This is a genomic window from Streptomyces sp. CG 926 (genome assembly GCF_003148825.1).
Classification (GTDB): domain Bacteria; phylum Actinomycetota; class Actinomycetes; order Streptomycetales; family Streptomycetaceae; genus Streptomyces.
Map to the genome: position 1 here is coordinate 246,823 of NZ_QGGZ01000007.1, position 18,090 is coordinate 264,912.

Annotated in this window: 16 protein-coding genes; 2 read left to right on the forward strand and 14 right to left on the reverse strand. The window is 73.4% G+C overall.

Translation table 11 applies throughout. The features are described from left to right. Positions 1-5: 5 nt before the first annotated feature. The 10 genes from BCL76_RS20345 to infC all read right to left on the reverse strand — a co-directional run bounded on the left by BCL76_RS20345 (position 6) and on the right by infC (position 11,351). Positions 6-533 (reverse strand): NUDIX hydrolase, encoded by a 528-nt coding sequence (locus BCL76_RS20345; protein ID WP_237545486.1) that lies wholly within the window; start codon positions 531-533, stop codon positions 6-8. Between the two features lie 62 nt (positions 534-595). Next, on the reverse strand, positions 596-1,936 hold the full coding sequence (locus BCL76_RS20350) for a transcriptional regulator (RefSeq protein WP_109780887.1): 1,341 nt from the start codon (positions 1,934-1,936) through the stop codon (positions 596-598). A gap of 363 nt (positions 1,937-2,299) precedes the next feature. After that, the gene (locus BCL76_RS20355; protein WP_109780888.1) at positions 2,300-3,403 is read right to left on the reverse strand and encodes a PP2C family protein-serine/threonine phosphatase; all 1,104 of its coding nucleotides are present in this window, start codon (positions 3,401-3,403) and stop codon (positions 2,300-2,302) included. Positions 3,404-3,540: 137 nt separating this feature from the next. Further along, positions 3,541-6,069, reverse strand: a complete 2,529-nt coding sequence (pheT, locus tag BCL76_RS20360; RefSeq protein WP_109780889.1) for a phenylalanine--tRNA ligase subunit beta — start codon at positions 6,067-6,069, stop codon at positions 3,541-3,543. Further along, positions 6,069-7,196: a phenylalanine--tRNA ligase subunit alpha gene (gene pheS / locus BCL76_RS20365; RefSeq protein ID WP_109780890.1), complete on the reverse strand. Its 1,128-nt coding sequence runs from the start codon at positions 7,194-7,196 to the stop codon at positions 6,069-6,071. Before pheS ends, pheT begins: the two co-directional genes overlap by 1 nt. A 153-nt stretch (positions 7,197-7,349) precedes the next feature. Next, positions 7,350-8,708, reverse strand: coding sequence for an ATP-binding protein (locus BCL76_RS20370; protein ID WP_109780891.1), 1,359 nt, complete (start codon positions 8,706-8,708; stop codon positions 7,350-7,352). 56 nt (positions 8,709-8,764) lie between these two features. Next, positions 8,765-9,625, reverse strand: coding sequence for a TrmH family RNA methyltransferase (locus BCL76_RS20375; protein ID WP_109780892.1), 861 nt, complete (start codon positions 9,623-9,625; stop codon positions 8,765-8,767). Positions 9,626-9,828: 203 nt separating this feature from the next. Further along, positions 9,829-10,215 carry a 50S ribosomal protein L20 gene (gene rplT, locus BCL76_RS20380; RefSeq protein WP_007263143.1) on the reverse strand — a complete coding sequence of 129 codons (387 nt, stop codon included), beginning with the start codon at positions 10,213-10,215 and terminating at the stop codon, positions 9,829-9,831. A gap of 101 nt (positions 10,216-10,316) precedes the next feature. Continuing rightward, entirely contained in the window at positions 10,317-10,511 is a 195-nt protein-coding gene (gene rpmI, locus BCL76_RS20385; RefSeq protein WP_030387121.1) for a 50S ribosomal protein L35, read from the reverse strand. Between the two features lie 105 nt (positions 10,512-10,616). After that, complete coding sequence (gene infC / locus BCL76_RS20390; protein WP_030012386.1) at positions 10,617-11,351, reverse strand: translation initiation factor IF-3; 735 nt, start codon at positions 11,349-11,351, stop codon at positions 10,617-10,619. Positions 11,352-11,676: 325 nt separating this feature from the next. Here infC and BCL76_RS20400 point away from each other — a divergent pair, with 325 nt between their 5' ends. Continuing rightward, positions 11,677-12,054, forward strand: a complete 378-nt coding sequence (locus tag BCL76_RS20400) for a DUF1844 domain-containing protein (protein WP_109780893.1) — start codon at positions 11,677-11,679, stop codon at positions 12,052-12,054. A gap of 106 nt (positions 12,055-12,160) precedes the next feature. On the opposite strand, the gene BCL76_RS20405 is transcribed toward BCL76_RS20400, so the two are convergent. From BCL76_RS20405 to BCL76_RS38590, 3 genes are read right to left on the reverse strand one after another with little or no spacing between them, the layout of a single operon-like run. Continuing rightward, positions 12,161-12,901 carry an SseB family protein gene (locus BCL76_RS20405; protein ID WP_109781049.1) on the reverse strand — a complete coding sequence of 247 codons (741 nt, stop codon included), beginning with the start codon at positions 12,899-12,901 and terminating at the stop codon, positions 12,161-12,163. 21 nt (positions 12,902-12,922) lie between these two features. Further along, a complete protein-coding gene (gene mycP, locus BCL76_RS20410; RefSeq protein WP_109780894.1) occupies positions 12,923-14,128 on the reverse strand; it encodes a type VII secretion-associated serine protease mycosin in 1,206 nt (401 codons plus the stop codon). Then, on the reverse strand, positions 14,125-14,979 hold the full coding sequence (locus BCL76_RS38590) for a hypothetical protein (protein WP_146228408.1): 855 nt from the start codon (positions 14,977-14,979) through the stop codon (positions 14,125-14,127). Before BCL76_RS38590 ends, mycP begins: the two co-directional genes overlap by 4 nt. 592 nt (positions 14,980-15,571) lie before the next feature. Between BCL76_RS38590 and BCL76_RS20425 the strand changes: the two genes are divergently transcribed. Then, on the forward strand, positions 15,572-16,774 hold the full coding sequence (locus BCL76_RS20425) for an amino acid deaminase/aldolase (RefSeq protein WP_109780896.1): 1,203 nt from the start codon (positions 15,572-15,574) through the stop codon (positions 16,772-16,774). Here the strand turns inward: BCL76_RS20425 and BCL76_RS20430 are convergent. Next, positions 16,771-18,048 (reverse strand): haloacid dehalogenase-like hydrolase, encoded by a 1,278-nt coding sequence (locus tag BCL76_RS20430; RefSeq protein ID WP_109780897.1) that lies wholly within the window; start codon positions 18,046-18,048, stop codon positions 16,771-16,773. The two genes, BCL76_RS20425 and BCL76_RS20430, sit on opposite strands and share 4 nt — an antisense overlap. Positions 18,049-18,090 lie beyond the last annotated feature (42 nt).

Consider the following 18,090-nt stretch of genomic DNA (forward strand, 5'->3'; position numbering starts at 1 on the left):
GGTGCCTACGGTTGGCCGAGGCGCAGGTGGTGCAGCAGGAGCAGCCCGGCCGCCATGTTGGCGGCCGGGATCTCTCCCCGGGCGATCATGTCCGGCACGAGCTTCAGCGGCACCCACTCGCGGCGCGAGGACTCGAAGTCGTCCTCGGGATGCCCGATGTGGGTGGCCCCGTCCGCCCAGTAGAGGTGGTGGCGGGCATCGGTCAGTCCGTTGGACGGCTCGACGGTCATGAGGTGGTGAAGCGGGCCGGGTCGCCAGCCCGACTCCTCCTCCATCTCACGGGCCGCCGCGACCGCGATGTCCTCGCCGTCCTCGACGACCCCGGCGGGCAGTTCCCAACCCCAGCTGTCGGTGATGAAGCGGTGCCGCCACAGCAGCAGCACCTCGTTGGCCTCGTTGACGGCCGTGGCGACGGCGACCGGCCGCAGCCGGATCACGAAGTGGTCCAGGTGCCGGCCGTCGGGAAGTTCCACATCGGCGAGGTTCACGTCGAACCAACGGTTCTTGTACACGGTCTGCTCACTCAGGTTCATCCACTGCACGGTTGTGCCACCTTCCGTTCGAGTAGGTGGCAACATGGCAGCAGCTCGGACCGTCACAGCGGAACGCGCAGCGCCCCGTCGATGAGCCGCGCGGTCTCCTCCGCGCCCGTACAACCGCTGGTCAGAAGCTGTTCGCGGACCGCCCGCAACCGGTCCCGCAGCCGCAGCGACTCCATCCCCTTGGCCCGCTCGGCCATCTCGGCCGCGGACGCCGCGGCCCGGTCCGCCTCCCCCTGACGCAGCTGGATCTCGCACAGCATCGCCAGCCGGTGCACCCGACCGCGGTCGTGCGCCGGAGTGCCGACGGCGGCGGTCGCCTGGATCCGCGCGGCTTCCAGATCGCCCAGACTGAGCAGTGCCTCGGCGACCTGGACGTTGACGAGCCCCGGCTGTACGTAGCCGGTCTCGTCCGGTTCGCTGCCCGGACTGATCCGCTCGGCGGCCGCCTCCGCCTTGTGGATGCAGGCCATGGCGGCCCCGGTGTCGCCGAGTTGCGCGTACGCCTTGGCCTGCATCGCGTACAGGTCGGCGGCCAGTGCCGGGGTGGTGTGCCGCCCCGCGGCGCGCAACGCGGCCTCGGCGAAGGCGACGGCCTGGCGGTACTCCCGAAGGTGCAGGGACTGGTTGACGATCAGCGCGATGACGTACGCCCCGAGCCCCCGGTCCCCGCTCGCCTTGGCCAGCCGCAGGGCCTGGTGGAAGTAGCGCTGGGCCAGGCCGTGGGCGTCCGAGTCGTACGCGCAGATCCCCGCCACCGCCACCAGGGACCCCGTGGCCCGGTGCAGCCGGCGGCCGAGGTCGTCGGAGTAGCTCCCGCGCAGCATGGGCGCGGTCTCACTGCCCAGGAAGCGGACGATCCGGTCCCGCGTCGCCATCCCCCCGGCCCGGCGGTACATCAGCTCGTAGTGGGCGCGGGCGGACTTCAGGATCTCGATGTGTTCGGGACCGACCGGATGGGAGCCCTCGCGGGAGACGTCGGCGTCCTCGGGCGGATTCTCCCACTCCCACACCGGGATGACGGCGGGCGTCCCGGTGACCGCCTCGGCGGCCAGCAGTTGGGGCCGGGCCTGGACGTCGGAACGCCACAGGGCGGCGGCCCGGTCCACGAACCCGCTGAGCGGCGAGGCGTGGAGTGGGACGGGCCGGTCCGCCGCGCCGAGGCCGATGTCGTCCAGCCCCAGGGGACGCCGCAGCCGCCCGCCGAGCACCTCGCAGATCAGGTCGGGGACCTGACCTCGGGGCCGCTGTCCCTTCAACCACCGGGTGACGGCGGTGTGTTCGTAGCGCAGGGCGAGACCGCGGGTGCGGCCTGCCTGGTTCACGTACGCGGCGAGTCCGGCGTGGGACATGCCCGCCTCGGCGAGGAGGGCGTCGAGCAGGACATTGGGCTGCATGGGCCGCTCCAAGGGCTCGTCGGTCTCAGGCTAGTGGGTGCGCGGTTCACACGGGGTGTGAACCGTGTACGCGCATAAATGCGATGCGCACTCTGCCGCGCGGACCCGTGGAGGCGCTTCACTGAAGAGCCTCGCCAAGAGGTAGCTCGGGTCGTCGGCTCCCCCTCGTACAGTGCGACGACCCGTCACCGCGCCGCCCGTTCTGCTGTCTGCCCGACACTCCATGGCAGGCGGGCGGCGCGTTCCGGCCCCGCCGGCGCCCGGTTGGTCGCCGCGCCCCGGCAGGGGCCGGGTCGAGAGCGCGCGCCGGGCTCATCCACCGGGCCCGGCGCGCGTGTCCGGGGCCGTGCGCGGGGCCGGCGGTCAGGACCGGTCGTTGCGGAGCACCAGCAGGGCGACGTCGTCGACGAGCCGCCCACCGGTGTGCCGGAGCAGGGCGGCGTGCACGCCCGCCACCAGCCGCGTGGGCGTGGCCGCCGCCTCCTGCGCGAGGACGCCCGCCAGATCGAAGAACCGCCCGGCCCGGTCGCGGGCGTCCTCGGCCCCGTCGGTGTACAGGAACAGCGTCTCCCCCGGCCGGAGTTCCCCGCAGGTCTGCGGCCACATGTCCGCCGGCACGGACACCACCCCGAGCGGCGGTAAGGTCTCGCCCCCGGCCAGCGCCTGTACCCGCGTGGGCCGCTGCGCGGAGCTTGCCGACTCCGCCCGGACCCGGTCCTCGCACACCGGACGAGCCGGAAGCACCCGCCCCGCCGGCGATCGAGGCGCGGGGTCCGGGGCGGATCCCCGGCTGTGCGCGGCGCATGGCTCCGGCTCCGGCTCCGACTCCGACTCCAGCTCGCAGGCGATCACGTACGGCCAAGGATGTCCGCAGTTCAGGGCCAGCAGGGCGCCGTCGCGGGCGATCTGCAGGAGCAGGACCGTCACGAACTCCTCCGCCGCCGCGGGCTGCGACTCGGCCCGGTCCCGGACATGGCGACCCAGCGCACGCTCCATCCGCCGCAGCACACCGTCCAGCGACGGTTCGTCGTACGCCCCCTCGCGGAAGGCCCCGAGCACGGCGGCGGCCGCGCCCAGCGCGGGCAGCCCGTGGCCCCGTACGTCCCCGATCACCACCCGGATCCCGTACGCCGTCGGCACGACCTCGTACAGGTCCCCGCCCACCGCCGCACCCCGGCTCGCCGAGAGCTGCGCCGCGGCCGGCGTCAGGCCGTCGATCCGCCCCGGCAACGGCCGCAACAGGGCCCGCTGCGCGGCGCCCGCGATCTCCTGCGAGCGGCGCAGCTCGCCCAGCAGCTCACGCCGGATGTGCACCGCGCACCCGGTGGCCAGCAGCAGGAAGGCCGCGCAGGTGGCCAGGCTCGGGACCAACCGCCCCGGCGTGGACAGCTCCCAGGACACGGCGGCGCCGGCCCAGGCCAGGACGCACACCCGGCGCACCAGGGGCATCTCCCCACGCGTGATCATCCGTAGGACTCCCCTCCGGCCGGATCGATTGTGTCGACCGACCGGCGCCCAGGACACGGGCCATCGGGGTTCTCACCCGAACGAGTGAGGGGCAGGTCCGGACCACCGGACCTGCCCCTCACCTGCGTACGAAGCGACTACGCGCCCCGGAGCACCGCCCCGGTCCGCTCGCCCGCCAGGGCCACCGCCGCGTCGCGCGCGGCCGTGGACTCCTCGGCGGTCAGCGTCCGGTCGGCCGCGCGGAAGCGCAGCGCGTAGGCCAGGGACTTCTTGCCCTCGCCGACCTGCTCACCGGTGAACACGTCGAACAGCCGCAGCGATTCGAGGAGTTCGCCCGCGCCCTTGCGCAGCGCGGCCTCCACCGAGGACGCCGGGACCGACGCGTCGACGATCAGCGCCACGTCCTGGGTCGCCACCGGGAAGGAGGAGATCCGCGGCGCCTGGAGGGCCTCGCCACCGGCCGCCGCGAGGCGGTCCAGGTCGAGCTCCATGGCGCTGGTGCGGGCCGGCAGGCCCATCGCCTTGACCACGCGCGGGTGCAGCTCACCGGCGTGGCCGATGACCTGCTCGACCCCGCGGAGGGTGACGACCAGCTCGGCACAGCGGCCGGGGTGCCAGGGGCCGTACTGGCCCTGGCGGACCACCAGCTCGGCACCGGCCTCCACGGCCAGCGCGCGGGCGGCCTGGACCGCGTCCGCCCAGTCGGCCGGGCGGCCCTTGCCCCACCAGCCGGCCTGCTCGCGCGCACCGGCCAGCACGACCGCGGCGTACCGCGGCTGCGCGGGCAGGGCCGCGTTCAGGGTGGCGATCTCCTCGTCCGTGGGACGCCGGTCGGCGGGCAGCCGTACGGCGACACCCGGCTGCGCGGCGGCCCGGAAGACCGAACCGGTCTCGAAGAGCGCGAGGTCGTGGCTGCCCCGGCTGTCGTTGCGGCGCAGCGCGCCGAGCAGACCCGGCAGCAGCGTGGTGCGCAGCGCCGGCTCCTCGTCGGAGATCGGGTTGACCAGCTTGACCACCTGGCGGGCGACGTCGTGCGCCGGGAGCTGGAGCTGGTCGAAGACGCCCTCACCGATGAACGGGTAGCTGAGCGCCTCGACGTAGCCGGAGCTGGCCAGCGCGCGGCCGACCCGGCGGTGCAGCTGCTGGCGAGCGGTCAGACCGCGGCCGGAGGGCACCTGCGGGAGGGTCGACGGGAGGTTCCCGTAGCCCTCCAGCCGGATGACCTCTTCGGCGAGGTCGTTGGGCGCGGCGAGGTCGGGCCGCCACGAGGGGACGGTGACGACGAGCTCGTCCTGGCCGTAGACGTCGCAGCCGATCTCCTGGAGGCGGCGTACGACTGTCTCGCGGCCGTACTCCATGCCCGCCACCCGGTCCGGGTGGTCCGCGGGCATGGCGATGGTGCGCGGCGCGCCCGGGGCGAGGACCTCGGTGACGCCCGCTTCGGCGGTGCCGCCCGCGAGGAGCACGAGCAGGTCGACGGTCCGCTGCGCGGCCGCGGCGGCGGCCTGCGGGTCGACGCCCCGCTCGAAGCGCTTGGAGGCCTCCGAGGACAGCTTCAGGCGACGGGCGGTGCGCGAGATCGACACGGAGTCGAAGTGCGCGGCCTCGATGACGACGTCCGTGGTCCCCGTGACCTGTCCGGTCTCGGGGTCGGTGACGGAGTCGGCGATCTCGGTGTTGGCGCCGCCCATGACACCGGCGAGACCGATCGGCCCGCTGTTGTCGGTGATCACCAGGTCCTCGGCGTCCAGCGTGCGCTTGACGCCGTCGAGGGTGGTGAACTTCTCGCCCTGCTCGGCACGGCGGACACCGATGGTGCCGTCGATGGCGGAGCGGTCGTAGGCGTGCAGCGGCTGACCGAGCTCGAGCATCACGTAGTTGGTGATGTCCACGGCGAGCGAGATCGGGCGCATGCCCGCCTTCTGCAGGCGGCGGGTCAGCCAGATCGGGGAGCGCGCGTCGGGGTCGAGACCGGTCACCGTGCGGGCGGTGAAGCGGTCGCAGCCGGCCGGGTCGTCGACCTTGACCGGGTAACCGTACGAGTTCGGCTGGGGCACGTCGAGCAGCGCCGGGTCGCGCAGCGGCAGGCCGTAGGCGGTGGCCGCCTCACGGGCGACACCGCGCATGGACATGCAGTAGCCGCGGTCCGGGGTGATGTCGATGTCGAGGACCTCGTCGACGAGCTGGAGCAGCTCGATCGCGTCGGTGCCGACCTCGTGCTCGTGCGGCAGCACGATGATGCCGTGCGTGCCGTCGTCGCCCATGCCCAGCTCGTCGCCGGAGCAGATCATGCCGTGCGAGGTGCGGCCGTAGGTCTTGCGCGAGGCGATCGCGAAGTCGCCGGGCAGGACCGCGCCGGGCAGCACCACGACGACCTTGTCGCCGACGGCGAAGTTCCGGGCGCCGCAGACGATCTCCTGCGGCTCACCGGTGCCGTTGGCGGAGCCGACGTCGACCGTGCAGAAGCGGATCGGCTTGCGGAAGCCCTCCAGCTCCTCGATGGTCAGCACCTGACCGACGACGAGCGGGCCCTTGAGCCCGCCGCCGAGCTGCTCGACGGTCTCGACCTCGAGGCCGGCGTCGACCAGCTTGGCCGCCACGTCACGACCGGTTTCACCCGCGGGGAGATCGACGTACTCCCGCAGCCAGGAAAGCGGGACGCGCATCAGATCTCACTCCCGAACGGCCGGGTGAAGCGAACGTCACCCTCGACCATGTCTCGCATGTCTTCGACGTTGTGGCGGAACATCAGCATCCGTTCGATGCCGAACCCGAAGGCGAACCCGCTGTACTTCTCAGGGTCCACACCGCAGGCGACGAGCACCTTGGGGTTGACCATGCCGCAGCCGCCGAGCTCGATCCAGCCCTCGCTGGAGCAGGTACGGCACGGGCGGTCGGGGTTGCCCACCGACTCGCCGCGACACACGTAGCACTGCATGTCCATCTCGGCGGACGGCTCGGTGAAGGGGAAGAAGTGCGGGCGCAGCCGCGTGGTGGTGCCCTCGCCGAAGAGCTCCTGGACCATGTGGTCCATGGTGCCCTTGAGGTCCGCCATGGTCAGGCCCTCGTCCACGGCGAGCAGCTCGACCTGGTGGAAGACCGGGGTGTGCGTCGCGTCGAGCTCGTCGGTGCGGTACACCCGGCCCGGGCAGACGATGTAGACGGGGGGCTTGCGCTCCAGCAGCGAACGCGCCTGCACCGGGGAGGTGTGGGTGCGCAGCACGACACCGGACTCGTCGCCCTGGGTGCCCTCGGGGCCCCGGACGAAGAAGGTGTCCTGCATCTGGCGCGCCGGGTGGTCGGGCGTGAAGTTGAGGGCGTCGAAGTTGAACCACTCGGCCTCCACCTCCGGCCCCTCGGCGACCTCGTACCCCATGGCCACGAAGATGTCCGCGATGCGGTCCATCAGCGTGGTCAGGGGGTGCCGGGCGCCGGCGGGGACGCGGTCGTAGGGCAGCGTGACGTCCACGGCCTCCTCGACCAGCACCCGCTCGTCGCGCTCCGCCTCGAGCGCGACCGTGCGGGCCCCGAAGGCCTTGTTCACGGCGCCGCGGGCCTGGCCCACGAGCTTGCCCGCGGTGGCCTTGGCCTGCGGGGGCAGCGCGCCGATCTCGCGGTTGGCGAGCGCCAAGGGCGAGCGGTCGCCCATGTGCGCGGTCTTCGCCTCACGCAGCGCGTCGAGGTCGCCGGCGGACGCGAAGGCGGCGAGCGCCTCGTCCCGCATGCGCTCGATCTCTTCCGGTTTCAGTGCCTCGACCTCGACAGGGTCGTACGACTTGTTCGGTGCCGACATCTCTTCCCGTACTTCCGATGGCTGGCTGGTTGGGTCCCCCGCGCGACGCGCAGGGCGCGCTCGGCACAAGGACACAAAGGTGCCAAAGGACGAGTCTAAAGGTCGCTGGGGGCGAAGGAGCCCGTGGGCCGCCTGGCGAGATACTCCGCAGGGCTACTGCGTGAGGTACGCGGGCGCGCTCACGGGCAGGATAAATCGGAACTCGGCGCCGCCGCCGGGGCCGCGGCCGACCGTGATGGTCCCGCCGTGCGCCTCCACGATGCCCTTGACGATGTACAGGCCCAGGCCGGTGCCGCCGCGCTTGCTCCCCCGCCAGAAGCGGGTGAAGACGCGGCCCATCGACTCCTCGGGGATCCCGGGGCCTTCGTCGGTCACGGTGACGGCGGTTCCCTTCTCATGCGGCGACACCCCGATGGTGACCGTTCCTTCGCCGTGGCGCACCGCATTTTCCAGGAGGTTGCCGAGGATCTGATCGATCTTGTCCGGATCTGCCCACAGATCGGGGAGCGGTCGGCTGACGCTCACGAGGAACCGCTCGGGGGCCTGCCCGTTCGCGGTGAGCGCCTGCACGTGCCGGCCGACGGCGGTGGCGATGTCGACGGGCTGGCGGCGCACCTCCAGGCGGCCGGAGTCGATGCGGGAGATGTCGAGCAGTTCGGCGATGAGCCGGGTGACACGGTTGGCGTCGGCGTCGACGGTCTCCAGCATCAGCCGCTTCTGGTCGTCGGTGAACCGCTCCCACTTGGCGAGCAGGGTGGCCGTGAAGCCCTTGACCGAGGTCAGCGGGGAACGCAGCTCGTGCGCGACGGTGGCGATCAGCTCGGCGTGGCTGCGCTCGGTGCGCCGGCGGGCCTCGGTGCCGCGCAGGGTGACCACGAGGCGGCGCAGCGGGCCGGTGGGGTGCGTACGGACGTAGCTGGCGGACACCAGCACCTCGCGGCCGCCGGGGAGCAGCAGGTTCCGCTCGGGCTGTCCGCGGCGGGTGGCCAGGCCCCCGTACGGATCGGTCAGCGCCCACCAGCGGCGACCTTCGAGGTCCTCCAGCGGCAGGGCCCGCTCGATGGGCGTGCCGAGCGCCTGGGCCGGGTCGGTGGCCGTCATCCGGGCGGCGGCCCGGTTGAAGCAGATGACGCGCCCGGTGGCGTCGGCGACGACGAGCCCGTCGGGCAGGCAGTCGGGGTCGATCCCGAAGCCGAGCCCTTCGCCGGGGGCGTCCGCGTGCGCAGTCGTCCCGGCCGTCCCGGCCCTCCCGCGGGCCGCGGGCGCCGGGGAGGCGGTCCGCGGCGGTACGGGGCGCCACGTACCGGCGGCGCGGTCCCGCGGTGCGGCATCGGCCCGGGGGCCCTGGGCGGTGTCCGCGGGCCCGCCCGGGCGGGTGCCGACCGGAGCCTGCGGCGGAACGCCGGACAGACCCTCGACCTGCGGCGGGGCCTGGGCGGCGCCGGGCCCGGCGGGTACCGACGCACCGGCCGTCGTGCCGGCCCCCGGCGAGCTGTTCGTTCCGACGGTCATGTCCCCGTACCCCACATCTCCGAGTAACGCAGTGGGCCCCCCGGGCCGCCACATTACTAGCTGGGGGTCACAGAGCGGCACCCTCCGGGCGCCCGCTGTGCACGCGCGGACGCGTAGAGGCACACGGCGGCGGCCGTCGCCAGGTTCAGGCTCTCGGCCTTTCCGTGGATCGGGACCCGTACGACGGCGTCCGCCAGGGCCCTGGTCTCCTCCGGCAGACCCCAGGCCTCGTTGCCGAAGACCCAGGCGGAGGGCCCGCCCATGGTGCCCGCGTCCAGCTCGGCGTCGAGGTCGTCCTCGCCCGCGCCGTCGGCCGCCAGGATCCGTACGCCCGCCGCGCGGAGCCCCTCGACGGCCTGCTCGACCGGGACGCCGACGGCGACCGGGAGGTGGAAGAGGGAGCCCACGGAGGCCCGTACCGACTTGGGGTTGTAGAGGTCCACGGAGGCGTCGGTCAGCACCACCGCGTCCGCGCCGGCGGCGTCCGCGCAGCGCAGGACCGTACCGGCGTTCCCGGGGTCGCGGACGTGCGCGAGGACGGCGACGAGCTTGGGCCGGGCCTTCAGGATCTCCTCGAACGGGGAGTCCAGGAAGTGACAGACACCGACCAGGCCCTGCGGGGTGACCGTCTGGGAGACCTCGGCGAGCACCTCGTCGGAGGCGTAGTGCACGCGGGCGCCCGCGTCCAGGGCGGCCTCGACGATCCCGGAGTAGCGCTCGGCGGCCTCGACGGTGGCGAACAGCTCGATCAGGGTCGACTCGCCCGTGGGACCGCGGTGCTCGACGGCCTCGCGGACGGCCTGCGGGCCCTCGGCGATGAAGCGGCGCTCCTTGGTGCGGAAGTTGCGCCGCGCCAGACGCCGGGCGGCGGCCACCCGCGTGGATCGGGGGGAGATCAGCTCGTCGGGGTGACCCATGGTGTCTGCGGTTCTCTCTCGGGGTTCCGGGCTCGGGGTTCCGGGCGGGACGGGACGGGACGGCGGCGGCGGCGCGGGGCGGCCGGCGGGGCCGGCGGCGGGCTGCGGGGGCGGCTGCGGGGGGCGGGAAAGCACACGGACCCGCAGGCGAATGCCTGCGGGTCCGTGGGGGCCGGCCCTGTGCGATCCGGGCCGGCTAGCCCTTAGGCAGCGGCCTTGGGGGCGTTGACGTCGGCCGGAAGCGCCTTCTGCGCGACCTCGACGAGCGCGGCGAACGCGTTGGCGTCGTTGACGGCCAGCTCCGCGAGGATCTTGCGGTCCACCTCGATGTTGGCGGCCTTCAGACCCTGGATGAGGCGGTTGTACGTCATGCCGTTCTGGCGGGCAGCGGCGTTGATGCGCTGGATCCACAGCTGACGGAAGTCGCCCTTGCGCTTCTTGCGGTCGTTGAAGTTGTAGACCAGCGAGTGGGTGACCTGCTCCTTGGCCTTGCGGTACAGGCGCGAACGCTGACCGCGGTAGCCGGAGGCCGCCTCGAGGATCGCCCGGCGCTTCTTGTGGGCGTTTACTGCCCGCTTGACGCGTGCCACTTTTTAACTCCTTGTAGCGGGGCCGTGGGTGTCTTCACACGGCCCGAATTCGATGGGGTCCCGGTCTTGACGTCCCGCTCCCGAACCGGGAGCGGAGGACGTCACTTGCCGAGAAGCTTCTTGATCTTCGCGGCGTCGCCGGGGGCCATCTCCGCGGTGCCGGTCAGGCGGCGGGTGACACGGGACGACTTGTGCTCGAGCAGGTGGCGCTTGCCGGCGCGCTCACGGAGCACCTTGCCGGAGCCGGTGATCTTGAAGCGCTTCTTGGAACCGCTGTGCGTCTTGTTCTTCGGCATAGCGCCGTTATCTCCTCGTCGGTGGCGCTCCCACCGGTCCGATGCGGGACCGGACTGACGGGAGCGTCATGTTGTGTCGGTGATCCGAGACGGGCTGCCTCGGAATCAGGCCTCGGCGTTCGCCTCGTCGGCCGGAGCCTCTTCGGCAGCGGCCTCGGTGGCCTCGGCAGAGGCGACCTCGGTGGTGTCATCGACCTCGACGGCGGCGTCCTCGGAAGGAGCCTCGTCTTCGGTGTGGGCGACACCCTGGCGCTCCGCCTTGCGGGCGGCCTGCGCCTCGCGGGCTTCGGCCATCGCCTCGGTCTTCTTCTTGTGCGGACCGAGGACCATGATCATGTTTCGGCCGTCCTGCTTCGGGTTCGACTCGATGAACCCGAGGTCCTCGACGTCCGAAGCGAGACGCTGCAGCAGTCGGTAGCCGAGTTCCGGCCGGGACTGCTCGCGACCACGGAACATGATCGTGATCTTGACCTTGTCGCCCTGCTTGAGGAACCGAACGACGTGACCCTTCTTGGTGTCATAGTCGTGCGGGTCGATCTTCGGCCGGAGCTTCATTTCCTTGATGACCGTGTGCGCCTGGTTCTTGCGCGCCTCACGGGCCTTCATGGCCGACTCGTACTTGAACTTGCCGTAGTCCATGAGCTTGCAGACCGGCGGGCGTGCGGACGCCGCGACCTCGACCAGGTCGAGGTCGTACTCCTGCGCGAGCTCGAGCGCCTTGGCAAGCGGCACGATGCCGACCTGCTCGCCGCTGGGACCGACAAGCCGTACCTCGGGAACGCGAATCCGGTCGTTGATGCGGGGCTCGGTGCTGATGGATCCTCCTCGGTAGCACCACACGGCTGCCTGGCAGACAGCCGCTGACGTGTATTTCCGTCAGACCGACCGCGGCGGGAGAATCAAAAAAGCCCCGCCGGGCACAGGCAGGGGCTCCAAAACAACCGGAACACCGCCGCGTGCGAACCGCGGGGCGTAGACTCGGGCAGCTTTCCATCGTCCGTACGGAACGATGGATGCCGCCTGACCGGTGACCCGCCGCCCCGGAGGGCAGTCAGGTGGGAGAACGGAGCCTCCACTTGTGGGCCGGGCACAAGAGTGTCCGGCCGGTCGAAGTACATACTAGCACCCGTGCCGCAAGCCCGCCGCACGGCATATCGTGGGGCGCATGACTGACGCGACACCCCCCACCGAACCCGCTGCCGACGGCGCCCCCGACTACGACACCATGACCCGCGACATCGCGGACGTGCCCGCCGTCGAGGTGATCACCACGGTGGCCGTGCACCTGCTGAGCGCCGCTGCGGTCAACCTGGGCCTGGACAAGCCGGACTCCGAGTACAAGGACCTCGACGAGGCCCGCAAGCTGATCACGGCCCTGGCCGGTCTGGTCACCGCGAGCGCCACCGAGATCAGCTCCTTCCACGCCGCCCCGCTGCGCGACGGCCTGAAGTCGCTCCAGCTGGCCTTCCGCGAGGCCTCGATCGTCCCGGACGAGCCGGGCCAGGGCCCGGGCGAGAAGTTCACGGGTCCCGTCTTCGGCTGAGCCCGTACCGCTTCGGCGGCCATGACCGACACCGACGGCCGGTGCACCCCGCGAGGGACGCACCGGCCGTCGTCGTGTCCGGGGTCCGCGCGGGCACCCCTGCGGCTCAGCGGGTGAACAGGGGCTCGCCGGGCGGGGCCGGAGCCTGCGACGGCAGCAGCGCCAGGTCCAGACCGCGCACCAGCCGGGCCCGCAGGGTGGTGTCCGCCGCCAGCGCCTCGGCGACGCGCCGGGCCGCCGCGGGTTCCTGCGCGCCCTCGGCCAGCACGATCGCCAGGGTGCCGTCGGAGTCGGCGCCGCCCGCGACGAGGTGGGCGCGCAGCACGGCCGGCTCGGCGGACACGGCGGCCCGTACGGCCTCCCGTACGGCGGGGTCGGCCAGGGGGCCCGCGTCGGTGCGGCCCTCGGCGAGCGCGAGCAGCGCGGAGCCGGTCAGCTGGTAGGTGACGGGGCCGGCCAGGTCCAGGACGACGGTGTCGGCCTTCTCGTGCGCGGCCGCCGCCAGCGCCTGGTGCAGCGGGACGGCCACCGGCCGGGCCGCCGGGTCCCACAGCGCGAGCGAGGCGATCGAGGTGAAGGCGGGCAGGGCCCGCCGGTCGCCCGCCCGCAGGGTCGGGACGGCCATGTCGCTGGTCTTCTCGCGCTTCAGGCCCGTCTCCGGGTCGGTCTCCACCTCGCCGAGGACGGCGACCACCGGGACGAGCAGGCGGGCGCCCTTGAGCGCGGCCAGCACCTCCGGCTCCTTCGCCCGGTCCTCGGACCAGGCGGCCAGGGCCGCGGTCAGCCGGGGATCGGCGGAGCCGTCGTCGTCGGAGAAGCCCGGGTCGGGAATGTTCTTGTTCGCCATGTTCGCCACAGTTACCCGACCCTACTGTGCCGGGTACGGGTCCTGGCCGCGGCCCCGGGTACCCCGGCGGGGGCGTCGGGCCAGTACGGCGGCCAGTACGAGCAGCACCGCCCCCGCGACGGCTGCCACCGAGGCGCGCAGGTGGGCGCCGCGCTCGGGAGGACGCACCGGTTCGGGGCCCGGGCCGAAGTAGGTGCTGCCGGCCGCGGCGGGCGCGGGCACCAGGGCCTCCGGGCGCACCTCGTCCGCGGCCTGGAGGGCTGCGACGGGATCGACCAGCCCGTGACCGCGGGCGTCGTCGCGGCCGCCGGCCGGGGAATCGGAGGCCGTCGCCTCCAGCAGCTTCTTCACCTGGGCCGGTGTCAGGTCCGGGTGCGCGGCCAGGACGAGGGCCACGGCGCCGGAGACGAAGGCCGCCGCGGCGCTGGTGCCCCAGCCCTCGTAGTAGGAGCGGTCGGGGTCGGCGATGACGACGTCCACGCCGGGGGCGGCGACGGTCGCGTACCAGTTACGGGTGGAGAACTTGGCCTTCCTGCCGCGCCGGTCGACCGCGGCGACGGCGATGACCCCCGGATAGGCGGCCGGGTAGGAGACGCGGTCGCCCGCCTCGCCGCCGTTGCCCGCGGAGGCCACCACGACCACGCCCTTGGCCAGGGCGTACTGGACGGCCTCGTCCTCCCCCGCCTCGTGGTGGGCGGAGTCGCTGTCGTCGCCGAGCGACAGGTTGATCACGTCGGCGCCGTGGTCCGCGGCCCAGCGGATTCCCTCGGCGAGGGCACCGCCCTTGCTGTCGCGGGCCTGGGCGCGGCCCGGATCGCCCTCTTCGAGGATCACCCGGACGGGCAGGATCCGGGCCTGCGGGGCGATCCCGAGGACGCCTTGGCCGCGGTTGGGACCGTGGCCGTGCCCGGCGATGATGCTCGCCATGGCGGTTCCGTGACGGGCCCAGGCGCGGTCGCCGGGGCCGGCGCCCATGCCGATGAGGTCGGTACCGGCGAGGACCTGGCCGGAGAGGTCGGGATGGGATTCGTCGACGCCGGTGTCGAGGACGGCGACGGTCACTCCGGCGCCCCGGGTGGTGCCCCAGGCCTCCTCGGCACGCAGGGTCAGCAGGCCCCACTGACGGTCGCGGATGTTGTCGGCGGCGGCGGGGGTCGCGGTGGCGGACACCAGGAGCGTCGCGGCGAGCAGCGCGGCGGCCGCCTGCCCGGAGGCCCGGCGGATCATCGGGTGGGCTCCGGGGTGGGGGTCGGGGTGGTGCGTGCGGGAGGTGCGGGGGGCGCGGCGGGCGCGGTGGGTGCGGGGGGCGCGGCGAGGAAGGCGAGGCCGTGGCCGACGCGGTCGGCGAGCGCCCGGGCCTCGTGGCCGAGGCCCGCCTGGGCGGCGGCTCCGGTGGCGTCCTTCTTCATCAGCTCGTCGGCGGGGCGGGGTGCGTCCAGGCGGCGGCCGTCGGCGAAGGCGGAGACGGTGTAGACGACCACGGGCGCCTCGGGGGGTACGAAGGTGGCCCAGGCGGCGCGCTGCGCGTCGGTGAACCCGTACGCGGGCGGGGCGGGGATCCGGCCCCCGAGGGCGGTCATCGTGGGGGCGTCGGCGGGGGTGAAGACCATGCCGACGGTGATCAGGGAGCTGCGGGTGGCGTCGGTGTAGGTGGCACGCAGCACGCGGGTGCAGCCGGCGGCGGCCAGCACGGCCTGCCAGTCCGCGGCGAGGGCGGCCGAGCAGTCGGCGTCGGGGGCGAGCGCGACCCGGGTCCAGGTGCGGTCGGAACCGCCGGGGCCGGCGGAGGGGCCGGTCAGGACGGGCGGGAACAGGCTGTCGACGGGGGCGGCGCGCCACAGCGAGCCGGCCTTGCGGTAGGCGGCGTCGGCGGGGAGGGGGCGGTCGGCGGCGCGGTGCTCGGCCCAGGTGGTGAGGGCGGCTCCGCCGACGAGGCCGCTGCCGAGGAGGACGCAGAGCGTGGCGGCGAGGGCCCGTACAGGGTGGCGGCGGGGGTGTGGTGCGTGCGGGTACGCGTGCGCGTGCTCCGGCGGTTCGGGCTCGCCCAGGATCTCGGTCCGCGGTGTCGTCGTGGTCATCCGGCGGCTCCGCCCCCCGTTCCGTACGGCTGCCTGCCCTTACTCTACGGCGTCACGGAGGCGGGGTGGGGCGGGGGCCGCTTGCGCGGGCGCGGGGCGGGGGCGGGGGCGGGGGTGCGGGTGCGGGACGGAGCGGGGCGGGGAGAGAGCAGGCGGGGTGGGTGCCGGGGCCGGGGTGGGGTGTTGGCCGGGACTGCATGATTTATGGCGCCTCGGCCCTGTCGGCCCTGTGCGAGCCCCTGCGCGCCAACAAATCACGTTTTACGTCCCGGCCAACACCCCACCCCGTCCCCGACACCCCCGCCTGCACCCACTCCGGCCCCACCCACGTCAAACCACCGCCCAGGTCAAACCACACCGGCTGCGCCATAACCAGCCTCGCCCGCGCCACATCGAGCCTCGGCCGCGCCACATCCAGCCTCGGCCGGGCCACATCCAGCCTCGGCCGCGCCATATCCAGCCTCGCCGGCGATTGAGGCGCGGGGTCCGGGGCGGAGCCCCGTTCCGCCTCGGGCTCCGCCAGACGCCGCAGGGCCCGGAGGAAGTGCCGGGGATCTACCCACCGGTAGAGACCTCTGGCAAGCTGCCGCCCATGAACTCCGCCGCCTCCGACCGCGCCCGGTACGACCGGGCGACCGCGCACCTGGACGCGCCGCTGGCCATCGTGGATCTCGACGCCTTCGACGCCAACGCCGACGATCTCGTCCGCCGCGCCGCCGGCAAGCCGGTCCGGGTCGCGAGCAAGTCGGTCCGGTGCCGTGCGCTGCTGGAACGGGTCCTGGCCCGCCCCGGGTTCGCCGGAATCATGTCGTACACCCTCGCCGAGTCGCTCTGGCTGGCCCGGTCCGGGTTCGAGGACGTGCTCCTCGCCTACCCCTCCGCCGACCGGGCCGGCTTCGGCGAGCTGGCGAGCGACGCCAAACTGGCCGGCGCCGTCACGGTCATGGTGGACGACCTCGCGCAGCTGGACCTGATCGACGCGGCCCGGGACGGCGGCGCCGAGGAGATCCGGGTCTGTCTGGAGCTGGACACGGCGCTGCGGCTGTTCGGCGGCCGGGTACGGATCGGCGCCCGCCGCTCTCCGCTGCGCGAGCCCGCGCAACTGGCCGAGCTGGCCCACGCGGTGGCCGCCCGGCCCGGGTTCCGGGTCGTGGGGCTGATGGCGTACGAGGGTCATGTCGCCGGGGTCGGGGACTCGCTGGCGGGTCGCCCGCTGCGGTCCCGGACGATCCGGCTGATGCAGGGTGCGGCCCGCAAGGAGCTGGCGGCGCGGCGGGCCGAGGTGGTGCGGGCCGTGCGGGCCGTCGTACCGGACCTGGAGTTCGTCAACGGCGGCGGTACGGGCAGTGTGCAGCAGACGGCCGCCGAGGACGCGGTGACCGAGATCGCGGCGGGTTCGGGCCTGTACGTGCCCCGGCTGTTCGACAACTACACGTCGTTCAGCGGGCGTCCGGCGGCCCTGTTCGCGCAGCCCGTGGTGCGCAGGCCGGGGGTGGGTGTGGTGACGGTGCTCGGGGGTGGCTATCCGGCCTCCGGCGCGGCGGGGGCGGACCGGCTGCCGGTCCCTTACCTGCCCCAGGGGCTGCGCTACGACCCCCAGGAGGGAGCGGGCGAGGTGCAGACCCCGCTGCTGGGGAGCCCGGCCGACGATCTGCTGATCGGCGACCGGGTCTGGTTCCGGCACGCGAAGGCGGGCGAACTGTGCGAGCGGTTCGACACCCTGCACCTGATCGAGGGCGATCGGGTCACCGACAGCGTCCCGACCTACCGTGGCGAGGGGCGGACCTTCCTCTAGTACACGGTGTCGGCCTGGTCGGGGACGACGCTGCGGTCGCCGCGCAGGACCGGGCCCTTGGTGCCGTCGTGGTCGACGTAGCCGGTCGTCGCGCACGGGTAGGGGTCGGTCCTGCGCTTCTTGGGTTCGATGAACATGGGGTTGACGATCCAGCGGCCGTCGCCGTTGTCGTACGCCCGGCACATCAGCTCGTTCTTGTTGCGGTTCACGACGAGTCGTAGGGCGGTGGCGTCGCGCAGGAAGGAGATGTCGGTGTCGGAGTCCCCGGCGGCGAACACCTGGCGGCGGGCGGCGGGCTGGATCCGCTCGGCGGCCGCGCCGCGTACGCCGAAGATCTCCTTGTTGATCCAGCAGCGCTTGCCGTCGATGTAGGTGATCATCGTGTCGGCGCCGTCCCGGACGGATCCGCAGCCCTTGAGGTGGGCGGTGAACGTGCCGTCGTACGTGGTGGTGTTGCGGATGCCGATGACGTGGTCGGTCTCGATGCCGACGCCTTGGGCCCAGACCTCGACCACGGGCTGCGGGGAGGCGGAGCTGATCCAGACGTCGAAGCCGGCCTTCCGGAGCTTCTTGATCAGGTCCTTCTGCTGGTCGTAGTAGCGGACCCAGCCGGTGGCGGTGGTCGTGGTGCCGACCCGCTGCGTGGCTCCGACGGGCGCGGCGAGGTTCTCGGTGCGGGCGGCGGCGGCGAAGCCGCGGATCTCCCGGGCGGTCCAGCCCTGCATCAGCTGGGGCAGCCAGGCGTACGAGGGCTCGGTGGTGCGGCGGTCCCAGCCGGTGAAGGCGGGGGCTCCGGTACGGGTCGCGGCGGTGCCGTAGACGGCGTTGATCTCGTCGGCGCAGGCCGCTCCGGCGGGGGTTCCGGTGGGCAGGGGGGTGCCGGGGCGGGCGAGCCCGGCGCAGGCGTCGGCCAAGGCCTTCGTGGCGGCGGGGGTGAGGTGGCGGCTGGTGGTGGACCAGTCCCGGGCGGCGGGCTGACGGATCCGGCCGTTGCGCAGGAGCCAGAACATGGTGGCGTCGCCGACGTCGTTCTTGACGACGGTGTTGTCCCAGTCGAAGACGGCGACGGGCTTGGTGCGCCCGGTACGGTACGGGCCGCATGCGCCGTACCGGTCGATGAGCTGTTGGAGGCGGGCCTGGTTGTCCCCGTACCAGCCGGTGCCGAGGGTGACCCGGGGGCAGGGTGGGTGCGCGGCCTCGGCCGGTGGGGCGGCCAGGAGGCCGGATCCGGTGACGGCCACGAGTGCGAGGGGTGCTGCCCAGGTTCTGCGCATGCTGCTCCTTCGAGGATCGGGACAGCCCGAAGGGACCGGCCG